The 18544-nt window shown below is 44.6% G+C and carries 13 protein-coding genes; 7 read left to right on the plus strand and 6 right to left on the minus strand.

What is annotated here, in order from left to right:
• Window positions 1–63: 63 nt before the first annotated feature.
• The 3 genes from H8S84_RS02645 to alaS all read right to left on the minus strand — a co-directional run bounded on the left by H8S84_RS02645 (window position 64) and on the right by alaS (window position 5359).
• Entirely contained in the window at window positions 64–1176 is a 1113-nt protein-coding gene (locus H8S84_RS02645) for a TlpA disulfide reductase family protein (protein WP_187065718.1), read from the minus strand.
• A gap of 10 nt (window positions 1177–1186) precedes the next feature.
• On the minus strand, window positions 1187–2644 hold the full coding sequence (gene gatB / locus H8S84_RS02650) for an Asp-tRNA(Asn)/Glu-tRNA(Gln) amidotransferase subunit GatB (RefSeq protein WP_187065719.1): 1458 nt from the start codon (window positions 2642–2644) through the stop codon (window positions 1187–1189).
• A 78-nt stretch (window positions 2645–2722) separates the two neighbouring features.
• On the minus strand, window positions 2723–5359 hold the full coding sequence (alaS, locus tag H8S84_RS02655) for an alanine--tRNA ligase (protein WP_187065720.1): 2637 nt from the start codon (window positions 5357–5359) through the stop codon (window positions 2723–2725).
• A gap of 202 nt (window positions 5360–5561) precedes the next feature.
• Between alaS and H8S84_RS02660 the strand changes: the two genes are divergently transcribed.
• The 4 genes from H8S84_RS02660 (at window position 5562) to H8S84_RS02675 (ending at window position 11387) form a co-directional block, all read left to right on the plus strand.
• Complete coding sequence (locus tag H8S84_RS02660) at window positions 5562–5909, plus strand: MerR family transcriptional regulator (protein WP_187065721.1); 348 nt, start codon at window positions 5562–5564, stop codon at window positions 5907–5909.
• A gap of 23 nt (window positions 5910–5932) precedes the next feature.
• Window positions 5933–7057, plus strand: coding sequence for a DNA-processing protein DprA (gene dprA / locus H8S84_RS02665; protein WP_187065722.1), 1125 nt, complete (start codon window positions 5933–5935; stop codon window positions 7055–7057).
• Between the two features lie 64 nt (window positions 7058–7121).
• On the plus strand, window positions 7122–7937 hold the full coding sequence (locus tag H8S84_RS02670) for an aminotransferase class IV (protein ID WP_187065723.1): 816 nt from the start codon (window positions 7122–7124) through the stop codon (window positions 7935–7937).
• 336 nt (window positions 7938–8273) lie between these two features.
• Window positions 8274–11387: a M4 family metallopeptidase gene (locus H8S84_RS02675; RefSeq protein ID WP_187065724.1), complete on the plus strand. Its 3114-nt coding sequence runs from the start codon at window positions 8274–8276 to the stop codon at window positions 11385–11387.
• 200 nt (window positions 11388–11587) lie between these two features.
• On the opposite strand, the gene H8S84_RS02680 is transcribed toward H8S84_RS02675, so the two are convergent.
• Window positions 11588–12388, minus strand: a complete 801-nt coding sequence (locus H8S84_RS02680; protein ID WP_187065725.1) for an MBL fold metallo-hydrolase — start codon at window positions 12386–12388, stop codon at window positions 11588–11590.
• Window positions 12389–13006: 618 nt separating this feature from the next.
• On the opposite strand from H8S84_RS02680, the gene H8S84_RS02685 reads away from it, so the two are divergent.
• Complete coding sequence (locus tag H8S84_RS02685) at window positions 13007–13939, plus strand: L-threonylcarbamoyladenylate synthase (protein WP_317175419.1); 933 nt, start codon at window positions 13007–13009, stop codon at window positions 13937–13939.
• A 235-nt stretch (window positions 13940–14174) separates the two neighbouring features.
• On the opposite strand, the gene H8S84_RS02690 is transcribed toward H8S84_RS02685, so the two are convergent.
• Window positions 14175–14969: a thymidylate synthase gene (locus H8S84_RS02690; RefSeq protein ID WP_187065727.1), complete on the minus strand. Its 795-nt coding sequence runs from the start codon at window positions 14967–14969 to the stop codon at window positions 14175–14177.
• Window positions 14970–15158: 189 nt separating this feature from the next.
• Window positions 15159–15425, minus strand: a complete 267-nt coding sequence (locus tag H8S84_RS02695) for a hypothetical protein (protein ID WP_187065728.1) — start codon at window positions 15423–15425, stop codon at window positions 15159–15161.
• Window positions 15426–15525: 100 nt separating this feature from the next.
• On the opposite strand from H8S84_RS02695, the gene H8S84_RS02700 reads away from it, so the two are divergent.
• Entirely contained in the window at window positions 15526–17790 is a 2265-nt protein-coding gene (locus tag H8S84_RS02700; RefSeq protein ID WP_187065729.1) for an efflux RND transporter permease subunit, read from the plus strand.
• Window positions 17791–17843: 53 nt separating this feature from the next.
• Window positions 17844–18443, plus strand: a complete 600-nt coding sequence (locus H8S84_RS02705; RefSeq protein WP_222621555.1) for a prominin family protein — start codon at window positions 17844–17846, stop codon at window positions 18441–18443.
• The last annotated feature ends 101 nt before the right edge of the window (window positions 18444–18544 follow it).

The following is an 18544-nucleotide window of genomic DNA, read 5'->3' on the forward strand; positions in this document are numbered from 1 at the left end:
TAAATAACAAAAAGGCCCTTTCTATTTAGAAAGGGCCTTTTTGTTATGCTACTATAATATTTTTTACTGCAGTAGGGTTGCCAGTTTTGCCTCCAGCTCTGCGCCTCTTAAACCTTTAGCAATTATCTTGCCTTGCGGATCTACGAGTACAGTTTGCGGAATGGCGGTTACGTTGTATAGCTGTGCGGCGCTACTCTCCCAACCTTTCAGGTCAGAAACGTGAGGCCATGTAAGTTTATCCTTCTCTATGGCAGCCAACCACTTTTCCCTGCTTTGGTCAAGTGACACACCGAAAATCTCGAATCCTTTGCCTTTATACTTGTTGTACATTTTAACAACGTTCGGGTTCTCTACGCGGCATGGCCCGCACCAGCTGGCCCAGAAGTCGATCAAAACATACTTGCCGCGCAATGCTGAAAGCGACTGAGTACCACCGTCTGGAGATGGCAGTGAAATATCAGGAGCCATCTGGCCGATTGCAGTTGAACGCAATGGTTTCAGACGCTCGTTTAGCATCTTAGTATACTTTGAGTTCGGGATATTCTGGGAATACAGGTTTGCCATACTATCGGCAAAGGCAAAATCATTTAGCGGGTCTATCAGACTGGCTGTACCAAATGCCGATGCAATAGACGCCGGGTGCTGCGCCAGGAATTTTTTTGTTTCCTTCTGCATCGCCATATATTCCTGACGAATCTTTTCCGCTTCTTCCTCCTGTCCGTTCTGCATCGCTTGGTTAAAGCGCTGCTCCAGCTCCATCTGCTTCATGCGGTTCTCGTTCACCAGCTTGTTTAACTGCTGAAACAAAACTGATTCTTCAGAGCCTTCTATCTTAACAGATCCGTTTAGGTCTTTGGCATCAGCATTTAACTTTATTTTACCGCTGTCCAGCACCAGCATCACTCCGTTTTGCTGATCAAGGGAGATACGATAGAACGTAGGCTCAGTAATATTTCCTTTAAATTTAAAAGAACCGTCTTTCTCTAACTCGGCTGTATCGCGTGGGATAAACTGCTGCTCGCCCAACTCAGCCAAGTATACCTGACTGGCTGTAGCGTTCTCAATCTTTCCCTGAATAACAAATTCATCCGCCTCGTTAGAAGCAGATTCTTTGCCCTGGCATCCTGCCAGCAGCGCAGCCGCCGAGGCAGCAAATACGAACTTCTGAAATTTCATAGGTATGGATTTATGCTTTTAATCCTGCTTGTAGTAATTGGTTCGCCACTTTAGGGTCTGCCTTGCCTTTCGTCTTTTTCATGATCTCACCCATAAACATACCTATCAGCGACTGCTTACCTGCCTTATACTCTGCAACTTTAGCAGGGTTTGCAGCAAGTACTTCATTAACGATCTGAGCCAGCTCATCCGTATTTGATTCCTGCAATAAATTCTGTTCCTCTGCTACCTGTATGGCAGTAGTTTCAGGGTGCTCCAGCATGTACGGGAAAATCTGTTTAGAGGCAATCGAGTGGCTCACCTTGTTTTCATCTACTAACGAAATAAGCTGGGCAATTTGTTCAGGTGCCAGCGGAAAATCGTTTATATGTAGCTGTAACTCGTTCAGATAAGACTTTACAGGACCCATCAGCCAGTTAGAAGCAGCCTTGTAGTTAGTAGTTTCTTTGCAGAGTTCCTCAAAGTATAAAGCGATCTCTTTCGCATCTGTTAATACTGCGGCGTCGTACTCAGGCAGGCCCAGTTCATTAATAAAACGGTTGTAAAGTACCTGTGGCAGGCTTGGCATAGATGCTTTAACACTATCCAGCCACTCTTGTTCAATTACTAAAGGCTGCAGGTCTGGCTCCGGGAAGTAGCGGTAATCGTTCATGGTTTCCTTTGAACGCATGGCCGTTGTCGTGCCCGTGTTGGCATCGAAGTTACGTGTTTCGCCTCCTACTTTACCACCATTCTCCAGCACCATGATCTGGCGCTCAATCTCATGCTCAATGGCACGCTGTACGTTACGGAAGGAGTTCATGTTCTTCACCTCTACCTTCGTGCCCCAAAGTGGAGAATCCTTCAGCATCACAGAGATGTTGGCATCGCAACGCAAAGAGCCTTCTTCCATGTTACCGTCGCAGATATCCAGGTACTTTACCAGACGCTTGATCTCAATCAAATAATTGTAAGCTTCTACAGAGTCACGGATATCCGGCTCCGATACGATCTCGATAAGCGGAACACCTGCACGATTAAAATCTACTAATGTCTCAATCTCTCCAGGCAAGTGCATCGATTTACCGGCATCTTCTTCCATGTGGATGCGGGTAATGCCAATGCGTTTATCGTTGCCCTCAGCGTCTTTTATAACGATATGGCCATTTGTACAGATCGGCGTTTTATCCTGCGTGATCTGGTATCCTTTCGGAAGGTCAGGGTAAAAGTAGTTCTTACGGGCATAGATGTTGTAGCGCGTGATCTCACAGTTAGTGGCAATACCCATTTTAGCTGCCATCTCCACTACTTTCATGTTCACACGCGGCAATGTGCCCGGGTGGCCAAGTGTAATGGCACTCAGGTTGGTATTCGGCATCATGCCATACTCTGTAGAGTCAGATGAATAGGCTTTGCTATCTGTTAGCAACTGCGCGTGCACCTCCAGACCAATAATTGCCTGATATTTATCTCTTATCGCTTTATCCATTTTTATAATGATGAATGAAGAATGAGTAATGAATAATCGCTACTTAAGGACTTTTCACTACTCATTTTTCATTATTAATTATTCATTAATCAAAGATTTAACAAGTTCTACCGCTTTGCCAGGCACAGCAGCCAGACCAGCTGCATTTTTACCGCCGGCTGTAGCATAAAATGGCTGACCACCACCACCGCCTTGTATCTCCTTAGCAAGTTCGCGTACCATTTGGCTTGCGTTCATGTTCTTTTCAGCAACCAGGTTATCAGATAACATCACTGCGATTTGTGGTTTACCGTCAATCTCAGCGGCAAGTACCAGTACTAAATTATCTACTATCTGGCGCATATCAAAAGCCAGTTTCTTTAGGTAATCAGAAGAACTAACGTCAACTCTCTCAGCTACAAGATTAATGCCGTTCAGCTGCTGCGCGTTTTGTGCCAGTGTATCTTTCAGGCTGCCTAATTGCTTCAGTTCAAACTGTTCCAGTTGCTTTTGCAGCACTTTATAGTCTTCCTGAAGCTTTTGCACTGCACCTGAAACATTGCTCTGTGTGTTCAGTACCTCGCGTACCGCATTCAGTTCGTTAACCTGTTGCTGCATGTAATCTTCTGCTGCGTCACCGGTAATAGCCTCGATACGGCGCACACCAGCTGCTACAGAGCTTTCTGAAACGATCTTAAAGTAACCGATATTACCGGTGTTCAGCACGTGAGTACCGCCGCAAAGCTCTACAGAATGGTCCTGACCAAAAGAGATCACACGCACAAAGTCGCCATACTTTTCACCGAACAGGGCCATGGCTCCCATTTGCTTTGCTTCCTCTATTGGTATGTTGCGGCTCTCTTCTAAAGGAATAGACTCACGCACACGCTTGTTTACCATGTGTTCAATCTGGCGAAGCTCAGCCTCCTCTACCTTAGCAAAATGTGAGAAGTCGAAGCGTAACAGTTTCTCGTTAACCAATGAACCGCGCTGTTGTACGTGCTCACCTAAAGCAGACCTTAAGGCAGCGTGAAGTAAGTGTGTAGCTGAGTGGTTTCTACGGATCATGTTACGACGCTCCGCATCAATCTCAGCTCTGAAACCAGCCTCCACATTTTGTGGCAGCTTGGCTGTTATGTGAAGTATAAGGTCGTTCTCTTTTTTCGTGTCCAGCACCTCAACCTGCTCACTGTCAGAAATAAGGTAACCGGTATCTCCTACCTGACCGCCGCTTTCAGCATAGAAAGGTGTTTTATCGAGCACGATATGATACTCACTCTTGTTCTTAGTTTTTACCTGGCGGTAACGCACAACGTGAGAAGCAGAGGTATCGCAGTCGTAGCCGATAAATTCATTCACCACGTCGGGCTGAAGTATAACCCAGTCGGTTTGCTCGGTAGCAGAGGCATTTCTAGAGCGATTCTTCTGCTGTTCCATCTCCACGCCAAAACCAGCCTCGTCTACTGTAAAGCCTTTTTCACGGGCAATAAGTGCAGTCAGGTCAAGCGGGAAACCGAAAGTATCGTATAATTCGAAAGCAGTTTTGCCGTCAATGGTATTGTTGTTCTTCTTAAAGTTCTCTTCTAAAGCATCCAGACGCTTCAATCCATTTTCAAGAGTTCTTAAAAATGCGTTCTCCTCCTCCTCTATCACACGCTGCACAAAACCCAGCTGTTGCTTTAGCTCAGGGAAGATGTGTGCAGTTTGCTCAGCGAGTACTTCTGCCAGTTTATAAAGGAATGGCTTCTTAAAGTCCAGGAAAGTAAAGCCGTAACGCACCGCACGGCGCAGGATGCGACGAATAACGTAGCCAGCCTTGTTGTTTGAAGGTAACTGACCATCGGCAATCGTAAAGGCAATGGCACGAATGTGGTCAGAGATTACACGGATGGCAATGTCAGTTTTCTCGTTCTCGCCATAAGTTACGCCAGCTTCTTTGGCTACATACTGTATCAGCGGCTGGAATACGTCAGTATCATAATTAGAACGCTTGCCCTGGATAGCCATGCACAAACGCTCGAAGCCCATACCTGTATCTACGTGCTGTGCAGGCAGTTTAACAAGCGAACCGTCAGCCAGGCGGTTGAACTCCATGAATACGTTGTTCCAGATCTCTACTACCTGTGGGTGGTCGTTGTTCACAAGAGACTTTCCGTCAACCTGTGCACGTTCCTCGTCTGTACGTAAGTCCACATGAATCTCAGAGCACGGACCGCACGGGCCCGTATCACCCATTTCCCAGAAGTTATCTTTCTTAGAGCCCATTAGGATACGATCCTCAGCGATCATACTTTTCCAGATGTTGTATGCATCCTGGTCCATTGGCAGATTCTCAGATTCATCGCCCTGGAAAACAGAAACATACAGCCTGTCTTTTGGCAGACCATATACTTCCGTCAGCAGTTCCCATGACCACTCCAGCGCCTCTTTCTTAAAGTAATCGCCAAACGACCAGTTGCCCAGCATTTCGAACATGGTGTGGTGGTAGGTGTCGTAGCCTACTTCTTCCAGGTCGTTGTGCTTGCCGCTAACGCGAAGGCATTTCTGAGTGTCGGCGATACGCTTGTAAGGTGCAGGCTTGTTGCCCAAAAAGTAATCTTTGAAGGGTGCCATACCCGAGTTGATAAACATCAGGGTTGGGTCGTCTTTTACCACAATCGGAGCCGAAGGCACGATCTGGTGCTGCTTCGAAGCGAAGAAATCCAGGAACTTTTGTCTAATCTCAGCTGAGTTCATGTATGATTATTAGGCCTTTAGATACTTATGGCTATACTTGTTGTTTAATAACAAAAAATATAGAATTTTTGCCCTAGAGAAACACGCTTATTTTGTGAAGCTCTGAAAAGCATATTAGAGGCAAAAGTAGCATATTTTAGCCTTAAACCGTAGCATCTGCCCGAAAATTACGCAGCTGCCATACTTAAACCGAACCATAGCCATGCCATATAAAGAAAGAGAAATAGAAAAGCAGTACTATACCATTGGCGAAGTTGCCGAAATGTTTGATGTTGCAGCCTCTCTTATACGTTTCTGGGAAACTGAATTTGAGCAACTTAGTCCTAAAAAAAATAAAAAAGGTAACCGCCAGTACACGAAGCAGGATATTGAAACCCTACGCACCATTTATCACCTGGTAAAAGAGCGCGGCTATACTATCCAGGGCGCAAAGGAAGTACTGAAGAATAAATCTGTTCAGACGAAAGATAAGATTGAAATCATTGAATCGCTGGAGAAGGTGAGAGCTTTTCTAGTTGGCATTAAAGAGCATCTGAATACCAAAGCTTAAAAGCTACGTAAGCACTTTACCATATGGTAGAGGAGCAGAATTTATACGAAGTAGCTTTAACTAAATTGCCTGGAGTTGGCACACAACTGACGCGCCAGTTAGTAAGTTATTGTGGCTCGGCTAAAGCTGTGTTCGAGGCCAATACTGCAAAACTAAGTAAGATTCCGGGCGTTGGTCCGGTTTTGCTCAAGAACCTGCTTGATGGAAGTAAAACGGCGCTCTACGAAGCTGAGGAGATCCTAAAGCAGGCGCAGGAGCAGGATGTGCAACTGCTGTTTTATACTTCGCCAAAGTATCCTGACAGGCTAAAGCAAATTGCAGATGCTCCTACCCTTTTATACTTTAGAGGCAACGGCAACCTGAACCAGCGCCGCATCATCAGCATTGTAGGCACCAGGCAAATAACAAGTTACGGCACTTCTGTTACAGAAAAGATTGTAGAAAGCCTGAAGCCATACAATGCCATGATCGTAAGTGGCTTAGCTTATGGCGTTGATGTAGTGGCCCATCGTGCTGCACTGCAGGCAGGCTTGCAAACCATAGGCGTAATGGCCAGCGGACCCGAAACAATCTATCCTGCCGTACACCGGAAGTATGCAGAGCGTATGCTTACACAAGGCGGACTACTCACAGAAAATACCTTTGGCACCAGACCCGATGCACCTCGCTTTCCGGCACGCAATCGCATCATTGCCGGCATGAGCGACTGTACTATTGTTATAGAGGCCGCCCTTAAAAGCGGTACTTTAATTACCGCTGATCTTGCGCATGGCTACGATAAAGAAGTGATGGCCGTGCCCGGTAATATCACATCCCCTGTTTCAGAAGGCACCAATTATCTGATCAAATCACACAAGGCGGCAACCTATACTTCTGTTCAGGACCTGGTGGAACTGCTGAATTGGGACTTGGAAGACGAAGCGGCAGCTAAGAAAGTAAAAGCAGCACCTGTGTATGATGCCGCAGAGTATACTTCCGATGAGCTAAAGGTACTGCAGGTGCTGCAACAAAACGGAGAAGAGCACATGGACAATCTCAGCTGGAAATCTCAGATTCCGGTAAGTATGCTGGCATCTGTGCTGTTAGGGCTGGAGTTTAAAGGAGTGGTTAAAGCGAAGCCCGGTAAAAAGTTTACTTTAATCTTATAAGTTAGATCAATTTATACTTCTTAGTCGCGCTTATACTTTATATTAGCATGTAAAACATAAGCTCATGCACCTGCTGTTCAATCATCGGCTTTTACGTGAAGAAGAACTGAAGCTGTCTCTTTCCAATAGAGCGTTTCAATATAACGATGGTTTTTTTGAAACGGTGATGGTGGTAAATGGGCAGCTTCGATTTTGGCAGGACCATGTAGCACGGATAAGCGAAGCGGCTGAGAGCCTGCAATTAGATTTACCTTCTTACTTTTATCAGCCGGAATTTGAGCAAGCGCTACTACAATTGGCAGCAAAAAATCAGGCAACCAGCTATGGACGCCTGAAGCTGAAAGTATGGCGTGCTGGCGCAGGTCTTTACACTCCCGAAATAACTAGTGCTGATTGGCTGGCTACCGTCGTTGAGGCTTCTCCTGCATCCGCAGAAAGTATAAGCATCGGCATTTGCCAAAGTATTAAAACGGTTTACTCGCCACTTTCTCATTTTAAAGGTCCCAACGCACCTATTTATACTTTAGCTGGTATTGAGAAGAAGACTACGAATTTTGATGACATGCTCTTGCTAAGCACTCAAGGCATGGTATCCGAGTTGATTTCCTCAAACCTCTTCTGGGTAATGGATAATAAGCTTTTTACACCTGCCCTAGATACTGGCTGCGTGAACGGCATCGCCAGACGAAATATTCTGAGATGGTGCAGGCAAAACAATGTTAAAGTCCACGATGCATACTTTACGCCGCAAAGGTTATTGGATGCGCATGCTGTTTTCGCGGCTAACGTAACCGGTATGCGAAGTATAAAACAGTTGCAGGGCCAATCTCTTCAACAGGATTCATCCATCATATCTCAGCTTCAGGTGGATCTTTTTTAATAATAGACATAATTTTGATGTTACCTTAGGCCATTTTTGCCCTATAAAAGTAGCCTTATTGCACGTTTAAAAGTGCAAAACAAAAGCCTATCAAACTCTCCCTAATATAACATAGGGTATATTATTTCTTACATTTTACTATTGTTCAACAGGCTTTGAGTTGCAAAACAAGACAATTCTCCACCTGTATACCCCATGTTACCATGGCGATATAACCTTCCTGTTACTTTTCTTCCTAAAACGCTACTATTACAACGTGTGATTCCGGGCTATGAAGACATTCACTTTCTGAGGAAAGAAAAAATTTTATTATTTCTCACCTTAAACACTTTTTGTATGAAACACTATTACGTGTATGCGTCCATTTTTCTGTGCGGATTGCTTTATAGCCCTACAGCAGAAGCACAGGATCAGGCCAAAGTGAAACAGCGAATAGAGGCAGCAAACGGCACCCCTGCTTTTATCGCTTTCGAAAATAATGGTGCCGCCCACCGCTCCGACCAGGCTACTGAAGTTCTAAAAAAGTACCTGAATCTTTCTGCAGCAGATGAAATGCGAGCTGCCAAATCAGAGAAAGACGACGTTGGTTACACCCACCAGCGTTATGAGCAGTTCTATAAAGGTATCAAAGTTGAACATGCCGCTTACTTGGTGCACAGTAAAAACGGAGTAGTGCAATCCATCAACGGCGATTTCCGGAAAGTAAGTGATGTAAGCACAAAGCCTGCTCTTTCTGAGAAAGCTGCTTTATCCAGCGCACTAATATACATCAATGCTGAAAAGTACATGTGGCAGGTGCCTGCGCAAGAGCAGTGGGCAAAGCAGTTAAAGAATGATCCAAAGGCTACATTTTATCCTAAAGGGGAGCTTGTGCTCATCAAAGACGGTTTGGCTACGACCAAAGAGAACGACGGAAAGCATGTGCTTGCCTATAAGTTCGACATCTACGCGCACAAGCCGGTAAGCAGGGATTATGTGTATGTGAATGCGCAGACTGGCGAAGTGGTTTTCAAAGATGCCATCATCAAGCACGCCACAGCTACTGGTACTGCAGCCACACGTTATAGCGGCTCCAGATCCATTACTACAGACAGCTATAACGGCTCTTATCGCTTGCGCGAGTTAACACGTGGCAATGGTATTGAGACCTACAACTGCAAAACAGGTACCAGCTACAGCGCGGCAGTAGACTTTACAGACAACGACAACAGTTGGACCTCCGGTGAGCATAACAACACAGCCAAAGACAATGCCGCACTAGATGCGCATTGGGCTGCACAAATGACTTACGACTATTTCAAGAACAAGCATAGCCGCAATAGCTATGATAATGCAGGAGCTAAGATCAAGAGCTATGTGCACTATGATTCAAATTATGAGAATGCGTTCTGGAATGGATCAGTAATGACTTACGGCGATGGTGCTACCCGTTTCGATGCTTTAACTAGCCTTGACGTGGGTGCTCACGAAATCGGCCACGCCGTTTGCTCTAACAGTGCTAATCTGGTATACCAGAACGAGTCTGGTGCTATGAACGAGGGCTTTTCTGACATCTGGGGTGCCGCAGTAGAGTATTATGCTGCTCCTGAGAAGTCCATCTGGCTGATCGGCGAAGACATAGACAAACAGCGTCCTTCGTTGCGCTCCATGAGCGATCCGAATGCAGAAGGTCAGCCGGACACTTACAAAGGGGATATGTGGTACAGTGGCACAGGTGATAATGGTGGCGTACACTATAACAGCGGCGTACTTAACCATTGGTTCTACATCCTGTCGGTTGGTAAATCTGGTACAAACGACATCGGGAACAGCTACAGCGTAACTGGTATCGGCATCGATGCTGCCGCCAGAATTGCCTACCGCACCGAGACTGTATACCTTACATCCAGCTCTGTTTACGCTGATGCCCGCACCTACTCTATTCAATCAGCCATTGATTTGTATGGTGCTGGCTCTGCGCAGGTAATCCAAACTACAAACGCTTGGCATGCAGTAGGTATAGGTGGCAAGTATGGCGATATTAGCTACTGTACTTCACAAGGCAACAACTCGTCTTATGAGTGGATTGCAAGTGTGAAAATTGGAAGCTTTACTAAAACGTCCAGCGCAGCGGGTTATTCTGACTTTACAGGTACTACTGTTAGTGTGAATGCTGGCAGTTCGTATGCCATTACGTTAACTCCAGGTTTTTCAGGCACAGCTTATAACGAGTACTGGAAAATATGGATTGACTACAACAAGGACGGTGACTTTAATGATACAGGTGAGTTGGTATATGATGCCGGCGCACTTAGCAAAACTGCCGTAAGCGGTACTATTACTATACCTTCAACTGCATCCGGAAGTACACGTATGCGCGTATCTATGAAATATAACGGGGCTCAAACCTCGTGCGAGTCATTTGGATACGGTGAGGTAGAAGATTATACCATTAGCATTTCAGGCGCAACTGCAACCTGTGCTGTACCGGGTAGTTTATCCGCTACTAACATCGGTTCTTCATCAGCAACATTGAATTGGGGTGTCGTTTCAGGTGCCTCGAGCTATAACGTACGTTTCAGACCAACAGGCACTACCACTTGGACAACTGGCAGCGTAACAAGCACTTCTGCTAACGCAACTGGTTTAACTGCCAGCACACAGTATGAATTCCAGGTAAGCACCGTTTGCTCCGGCAGCAGCTCTGCGTATTCTTCTTCTTATACCTTTACTACAGCAGCAGCTACAGTTAGTTACTGCGCATCTAAGGGCAGCAACGCCAGCTACGAGTGGATTGATCTGGTAGAATTTGGCGGCTTTAAAAATGCCACCGGAAGCGATGGCGGCTATAAGGATTACACTAGCCTTACTGCCAATGTAGTGCGCGGCAGCAGCAACACTATTTATATCAGCGCTGGCTTCTCCGGTACGGCCTATACAGAGTACTGGAAAGTTTGGATCGACTTTAACCAGAACGGTAGTTTCGATGACTCAGGCGAACTTGTAGTGAATGGCTCCAGCTCCAGCAGCGGTACGCTTAGTGCTACTGTTAATGTGCCGTCTACTGCCCTTCTTGGTAAAACACGTATGCGCGTGTCAATGAAGTACAATGCTGCACAAACTTCCTGCGAAACGTTTAGTTATGGCGAAGTAGAAGACTACAGCGTAAACATCGGCACTTCACTTTCAGCATCACTGGCTAGCTCTGTGGTAAACGCTGAACTGTTAGGCGATGACGCTGGTCCGGATGTAGTAGTATATCCAAACCCTACCAGCAATTACATCCTAGTAAGCACTCCTGCCGAAAAAGCGACAGTACAGGTAATGAGTATCACTGGTATAGAGCTTTTACGTGCAGAAGTAAAAGGTGCTAACCAGCGTGTTGATGTGTCTTCATTACCATCAGGTATATATATGATCCGCATTCACGATGGCCAGAAAGAAACGCACCAGCGACTAATAAAAGAATAAGTATAAACTAAGATTACTTATCTAAACAAAACCCCGGCCTTATGAGGTCGGGGTTTTGTTTGTTTATATAAATGGCATAACACCTTTAAAGCGATTCATCATGTGAGCCATAATGTAAATCAATTTGGAGCAATGCCATAACACCAGCAGATATAAAGAAGCCCAAAGTATCATTTTGGGCTTCTAATAGTATGTTGTACTTATTTATTCTGCTGTTGCGAATACCAGTTTCGCAGGCGTACATCAATATTCTTGTTCTTTTCATTTACCATTTTTTTGAAAGCTGCCACATCTGCCAACCCTTCGGTGCCACGGTAATGGTAAGGGTAAACGATCTTCGGCTTAAACTCCAGTACCGCACTGGCCGCCTGGTTAATGTCCATGGTATAAGGAAGATTCATACTTACAAAGGCCACATCAATGCTCTTCAAGTCGCGCATTTCCTTTATATCTTCTGTATCACCAGAAATGTAAACCTGCTTCCCTCCTATGGTTAAAATGTAACCGTTGCCTCTGCCTTTCGGGTGGCGCGAGTCCTCAGTCTCTGGCAGATTATACATAGGTACAGCTTTAATAGGTATCTCTAGTTGCATAGTGCTTTCTCCGTTGGCAATTACCACAGCTTGGTTTTTATACTTCTCAGGTAGTTTATCAGCAACAGCCTGCGGTACTACCATTTTAACACCGGCTGTTTCAATGGCATCCAGTGTTTTCGTATCTAAGTGGTCACCGTGAATATCGGTTATCAGGATCAGGTCCGGTTTGCTGATGCCTTTGTACATTTCTGCACCACCGTACGGATCTACATAGATGGTCTTGCCGTTCCATTTTAGCACCAGTGAGCCGTGCGTAACTGGTTGCACGATTAGCGCACCCTTATCCGTTTTTATCTGGTCAGGGTTTGGCTTCATTTGCTGCTGCTGTTTGGGTTGCTGCTTTTGCGCATTAACCTGTAACACAGCTAAGAGAAGCATCAAAGTTAAGAGAGCTTTAAATTTCATAGTGGTAAAGTTTTACCTTCTTTAACTCCCATCGATGCATAATGTTTAGCAATCACAGCCAGTGGATAAGATGTAAGTATAACATATGATAGTTATTTTCTTGTGCTAAAGATTCTTCTGTTAACATTCCTATCTCCTATATGAACATTTGATTATGATGTACATAAACTGCATTTATGTACATCATAATTAATATAAATAAAAATTTATAATTATTATTAACCAAATTTGCCGGTCACAAACCAGAGTATAATTAAGAAAATATAACTGCTGTGTAGGGGATTCGAAGGCTTTTCGGGAGACCATAGCGCGGGTTATTTATCTAATTGTTATAAAGAAATTGGAATTGTTTACGCGAACCTTTGAAATTAAATTTGATTATACGGGATCTTATAAATACCATGAATGCAATCTGTAAAAGCATCAGTCAGTCCGAACTGTGTGTGACAACCGATATATCTATCTAATAGCTATGAATGGGCAGTGTTATATTTGCAAAGCTACTGGGACACCTAAGATGGCAGGAGCTTGAATAAAGCTTGATTTTAATGGAATTCAATTAAAAAATATTTATAAGATTATTGCATCCTGGTCTAAATGATTACAACTGATATAAACATGGCTGTGAAGGCCTTAGAAGAAGGTAACGTAGTTGCTATACCCACGGAAACAGTTTATGGGTTAGCAGGCAATGCATTTAGTGAAGCGGCTGTGGAGAAGATTTACTCTTTAAAACAGAGGCCTTTTTACAACCCACTGATCGTTCATATCAAGGCTGCTGATTTTTTAGCTAAGGTCGCACGCGATGTACCAGATGCAGCCATTAAGCTGGCCAATGAATTTTGGCCAGGCCCATTAACCTTGGTTCTAAAAAAGCAAAAGTTAATTCCTGATATAGTTACCTCTGGTAAAGATACGGTTGCTGTTAGAATGCCGAACCACCCCTTAACCCTTAAACTTTTAGAACAACTTGATTTTCCGTTAGCTGCTCCAAGTGCAAATCCATTTGGCTCTATAAGTCCTACGAGTGCCTCGCATGTTCACAATTATTTTAAAGAAGAACTCGAGGTGATCCTGGATGGTGGTGAATGTGAAAGAGGGATAGAGTCTACGATAATCGGCTTTGAAGAGGATCAACCAGTTGTATATAGGTTAGGGTCACTATCTATTGAGGATATAGAAGATAGGATTGGAAATGTATTCACTAAAACGCGAGATGATAGTTCTCCCGTAGCACCGGGAATGCTGTCACGCCATTATGCGCCTACTACAGAAACACATCTGGCGGAGAATATTGGAGAGTTTATTCAACTTCATTCCGGTAAAAAGATCGGGTTACTGCTATTTCAGCACCAAGTTGATGATATTCCGCAAGAGCATCAGGTAGTCCTCTCGAAGTCAGGTAACCTGAAAGAAGCAGCTAAGAATTTATATGCAGCCATGCACCTACTTGACAGCCTTAACCTGGATATAATTATCGCTGAGAAGTTTCCTGATGTTGGACTCGGAAAAACAATAAACGATAAGCTACAAAGAGCTGCAAAGAAATAATATTAAGTTTAATTGAACATATTAACTTATCTAACAGCTTTAGAGGCAACATTTTTTAACGCGGCAAAGATAAAGGCCGATCAACAACTTGAATTTGTTGATCGGCCTTTATCTTTTAGCTATTGGGTTCTGGTTATACCAATGAGTTCATAGTACACATTTTGGTTCACATTTCAGAAGTAACGGCAAATTGATGTCTGACCTTATTATGCAGTGTATTTTTATTTAATTCTGCCTATACAGCCACTGGAGCTTTTATAGCCGGATGCGGGTTATAATTTTCCAATTCAAAATCCTCATACTTAAAGCCGAAGATATCTTTTACTTCTGGGTTTATCAACATAGTGGGTAAAGCACGAGGTTCGCGGGTAAGTTGCAGCTGTGCCTGCTCCAGGTGATTCAGGTATAAATGCGTGTCGCCACCTGTCCAGATAAATTCGCCTGGCTCCAATCCGGTTACCTGCGCCATCATCAGCACCAATAAGGCATACGAAGCAATGTTAAATGGCACACCCAAAAATACATCAGCAGAACGCTGGTACAGCTGGCAAGATAATTTGCCTTCCGCCACATAAAACTGGTAAAATGCATGGCATGGCGGCAGCTTCATGTTTTCTATTTCGGCCACGTTCCAGGCACTCACAATAATGCGTCGGGAATCCGGGTTGTTTTTCAACTGTTTTACTACCTGCATGATCTGATCTATGTGGCGGCCATCCGGTGTAGGCCAGTTGCGCCACTGAGAGCCATACACTGGCCCAAGGTTTCCATTTTCATCAGCCCACTCGTCCCAGATGCTCACGCCATTCTCTTTCAGGTAAGCAATGTTTGTATCGCCTTTCAGAAACCACAGCAACTCATGTATAATAGACTTTAAGTGCACTTTTTTGGTCGTAACCAGCGGAAAACCCTCTGCCAGGTTAAAGCGCATCTGGTAGCCAAACACACTTAAAGTTCCCGTTCCAGTTCTATCTTCTTTCTTTACCCCATTGTCAAGGATGTGCTGCATTAAGTCTAAATATTGCTTCATGGTTGTTTTGCTTCGTAAAATTTTGTGAGATGATAAAGATAGATCAGTATTAGCAGGATTAAAAGATTGCCAGGATGTTTTCTTTTATAAAATTCACATGGCAATAAGCTATAATTTCCATTCGACATTGGGCAACAAAAAAAGCCTCTTGCTCCTGCAAAAGGCTTTTCCTGAACAAGCAAAGTATAATTACTGTGCTTTTTTCTCTTCTTTAGCTGCTTCGGCTTTGCCAGCCTCAGGCTTTGCGCAGCAAGATTTAGTTGCTCCTGTGGCAGTTGCCGTTTCCTTGTTCATATGGCAGCTCTCTGCTTTCGCAGCAGCCTTTTTGCTTTTCTTCTTTTTGCCACCGTCTTTTTCAGTGTACTGCATGGTGCATTTACCACCCTCGCAGGCAAGGGCAGGTGCAGCTGATCCTAGTAAGCCAACAAGTGCCAAGGCTAATAATATTTTCTTCATACGATTCCTTTAAACAAAACAGGTTACCTTTAGTTTTAGAACGTAAATGTACCAATGTGGTGCAATACTACAAATGATCATCATCAGTTATTAAATTACCTTGAACTATAAAAATTTAAGTTACCTGGTGCTGCTTGTGGTGGCTTTGCTTACAGTGGCCAGTATTTTTTTTGCTTCCCGGCTGCGCTTCGATTATAACTTCGATAATTTCTTCCCGAAGGGCGACCCTGACCTGGCTTACTACTTCGATTACCGCGATAAGTTCGGCAATGACAACGATTACCTGCTTATCGGTATCGACAACAACAAAAGCCTCTTCGACCAGCAGTTCTTAACAAAAGTTGACAGCCTTACCTCTTTTTTACAACGGCAGCCGAACGTAGAGTCAGTGCTCTCTCCTACTACGGTTAAAAGCCCCGTTATTGAAGCTTTCGGGTATTTCGAAATTCCATACCTGCACGTAGCTGAGCCGGAGCGTTACGAGCAGGACTCTGTGGTAATTTACTCCTCCAAAGAGCTGGTAGGCACCCTCTTTTCCGAAGATGCTACCTCTGTTTCGCTCTTTGTACAAACCTCCGACGATCTAGGCAAGCAAGAAAGCGATACCCTGATCGCAGCTTTAAATCAGAAGCTGGAGCAGCTTAACTTACCCAATTATCACGTTGCCGGCAAAGCCCTGGCGCAGTCGGTGTTTGTTGAGAAGATGAAGATTGAACTGGCAATTTTTATGTCGGCCTCCATTGTGTTGGTTATACTTTTCCTTTGGATCACATTTCGCACCGCCTGGGGCGTGCTGGTGCCTTTGCTGGTGGTGCTGCTTTCAGTTATTTGGGCTTTGGGTGTGATGGGGCTGTTTAACAAACCAATTGATATCATGACCGTGCTGCTTCCTACCATTATGTTCGTGGTAGGCATGTCTGATGTTATTCATATCCTGTCGCGGTACATGACGGAGATTAGCCACGGGGCAGAAAAAATGCAGGCGCTAAAAGTAACGCTGCGCGAGGTTGGCCTGGCTACTTTGCTTACCTCCGTTACTACTGCTGTAGGCTTTCTCACGCTGTTAACCACAGCCATTGTACCTATCCGCAACTTCGGGCTTTTTACAGCCATTTCCATCGGCCTGGCTTTTATACTTGCTTTCTCGGTGCTGCCGGCCATACTGCTGCTTATTAAAAAGCCAAACCCTATAAAAGCAAGAAAAGTAAACCTGTCGTGGCCCGTGTTGCTGCGCCGCATGCTAACCTTTGTGTTCAGAAAACCTACCGTCATACTTTCTGTAAGCGCACTGGTTACAGTTGTCAGTTTGGTGGGCATCAGCCAGATAAAAGTAGACACTACCTTGCTGGAAGATCTGGGAGACGAAGACCCGATCATACTTGATTTTAAGTATTTTGAAGAGAAGTTTTCGGGTGTAAGGCCATTTGAACTCCACCTTAAAGCTGCACCAGGTCATACTTTATATGACTATGAAGTACTGAAAGAAATTGAGGAGATTGAAAATTACCTTTACTCGACCTACGGCCTAAACTTTATCACTTCGCCTGCCACAGTGGTCAAAACAATAAATCGGGCACAGAACGGAGGATTGAATCAATATTATACTTTACCGGAGAGCAAGCAGCAGATGCAAAGTATAAAGCGCAGGCTGCAGGCATTTAAGAACCGCAGCGAGTTGCGCAGTGTAGTAACCGCTGATGCTTTAGAAGGCCGTCTTTCAGGTAAAATGACAGATATCGGTAGCGCAAAAGCTACAGTCCTTAACGATTCCCTCAGAAGTTTTATAGCAGCTAACATCAACCCCAGTTACTTACAAACACGCCTTACCGGAAGCGCCCTGCTCCTCGACAAAAACAACGAGTATGTTACGCTTAACATGATGCAGGGACTGCTGATCGCGTTCGGGGTGATTGCAGTGATTGTTGGTATCATTTTCAGGTCGTTGCGGATGGTACTTATCTCGCTGGTTCCCAATATTATTCCATTGCTGATGATCGGGGGCATTATGGGCTTCATGGGCATCAACATGACAGTTTCTGTTTCGATTGTATTCACGATAGCCTTCGGTATTGCCGTAGACGACACCATCCACTTCCTGAGTAAACTAAAGTTGGAACTAGCCGCCGGACGATCACTGCCTTATGCCATTAAACGCACCTTTATATCCGCAGGCAAAGCCATCATCATCACCTCCTGCATCTTAATGGGAGGCTTTATGACACTTATACTTTCCACCTTTGATGCCACCTATTATGTCGGGTTCTTTGTGGGCCTCACGCTGCTTTTTGCCGTAGTGGCCGACCTCTACCTGCTGCCCGTCCTGATCCTTTATTTTTACAAACCACCTAAAAAAGTAAAGCTTTAATCCAATAAGATGCTCATATTTGCGTGTATATTGTGAGACTTAATTTTGGAGTGATGATGAAGAGATTTTTCGTAGCTGCTTTGCTTTGCCTTGGTGTGTTAGGTGCTCAGGCCCAAAATCAGGAGCAGAAAAAGGTGCAGGAAGATAAGCTTACCAGGCTGATGGAAGAACGTGAGCAGTTGGTAATGGAGTACCAGTTCTACAACCAGCAGAACAGCAATTTCTGGGGCAAGAAATCTAAAAGTGACCTGCTGAGCATCATCGAAACCCTTAAAAAGATCATCAACAAAGATACACAGCTCATTGCAGCGGTAAAGGAGGCCAGCTTAAAAAAGATAGCCGAAAGTACGGTGGAGCTGCAGCGCGAAGGTAAGATTGTACGCGAAGACCAGCGTATTATTGATGCCCGTTTCAGCAACCTTCAAAGCCAGGTAAAAACGCTGCAGTCGCAGATAAAGAAGCGTGAACGCACCATAAAGGAGCTCGAAGACCAGGTTACAGCCTCTTCTGACCTGCGATACGGTAAAGACAAAGTGATATCGATAATGGCTGTGGTTTGCTTTATACTGCTGCTGTACGCTGTGTTCCTGCAGGTGCGCTTAAACAAGGCAAAAGCGGCAGCGGTAAAACCAAGAGCGCGTAAAAAAGTATAATCAACAGCCATAAAGCTGAAACAAAATAGCAGATATAACAACCTTCTTACCAATAAGTAGAACATCATAAGGAAAGGCTGGCATGTTAAACCAGCCTTTTT

The sequence above is a fragment of the Pontibacter cellulosilyticus genome (assembly GCF_014306105.1).
Taxonomy (GTDB): domain Bacteria; phylum Bacteroidota; class Bacteroidia; order Cytophagales; family Hymenobacteraceae; genus Pontibacter; species Pontibacter cellulosilyticus.

Coding starts and splice junctions, on each gene's coding strand:
- H8S84_RS02645 (WP_187065718.1), bottom strand. CDS start 1,176: ATGAAATTTCAGAAGTTCGTATTTGCTGCCTCGGCGGCTGCGCTGCTG.
- gatB (WP_187065719.1), bottom strand. CDS start 2,644: ATGGATAAAGCGATAAGAGATAAATATCAGGCAATTATTGGTCTGGAG.
- alaS (WP_187065720.1), bottom strand. CDS start 5,359: ATGAACTCAGCTGAGATTAGACAAAAGTTCCTGGATTTCTTCGCTTCG.
- H8S84_RS02660 (WP_187065721.1), top strand. CDS start 5,562: ATGCCATATAAAGAAAGAGAAATAGAAAAGCAGTACTATACCATTGGC.
- dprA (WP_187065722.1), top strand. CDS start 5,933: ATGGTAGAGGAGCAGAATTTATACGAAGTAGCTTTAACTAAATTGCCT.
- H8S84_RS02670 (WP_187065723.1), top strand. CDS start 7,122: ATGCACCTGCTGTTCAATCATCGGCTTTTACGTGAAGAAGAACTGAAG.
- H8S84_RS02675 (WP_187065724.1), top strand. CDS start 8,274: ATGAAACACTATTACGTGTATGCGTCCATTTTTCTGTGCGGATTGCTT.
- H8S84_RS02680 (WP_187065725.1), bottom strand. CDS start 12,388: ATGAAATTTAAAGCTCTCTTAACTTTGATGCTTCTCTTAGCTGTGTTA.
- H8S84_RS02685 (WP_317175419.1), top strand. CDS start 13,007: ATGGCTGTGAAGGCCTTAGAAGAAGGTAACGTAGTTGCTATACCCACG.
- H8S84_RS02690 (WP_187065727.1), bottom strand. CDS start 14,969: ATGAAGCAATATTTAGACTTAATGCAGCACATCCTTGACAATGGGGTA.
- H8S84_RS02695 (WP_187065728.1), bottom strand. CDS start 15,425: ATGAAGAAAATATTATTAGCCTTGGCACTTGTTGGCTTACTAGGATCA.
- H8S84_RS02705 (WP_222621555.1), top strand. CDS start 17,844: ATGATGAAGAGATTTTTCGTAGCTGCTTTGCTTTGCCTTGGTGTGTTA.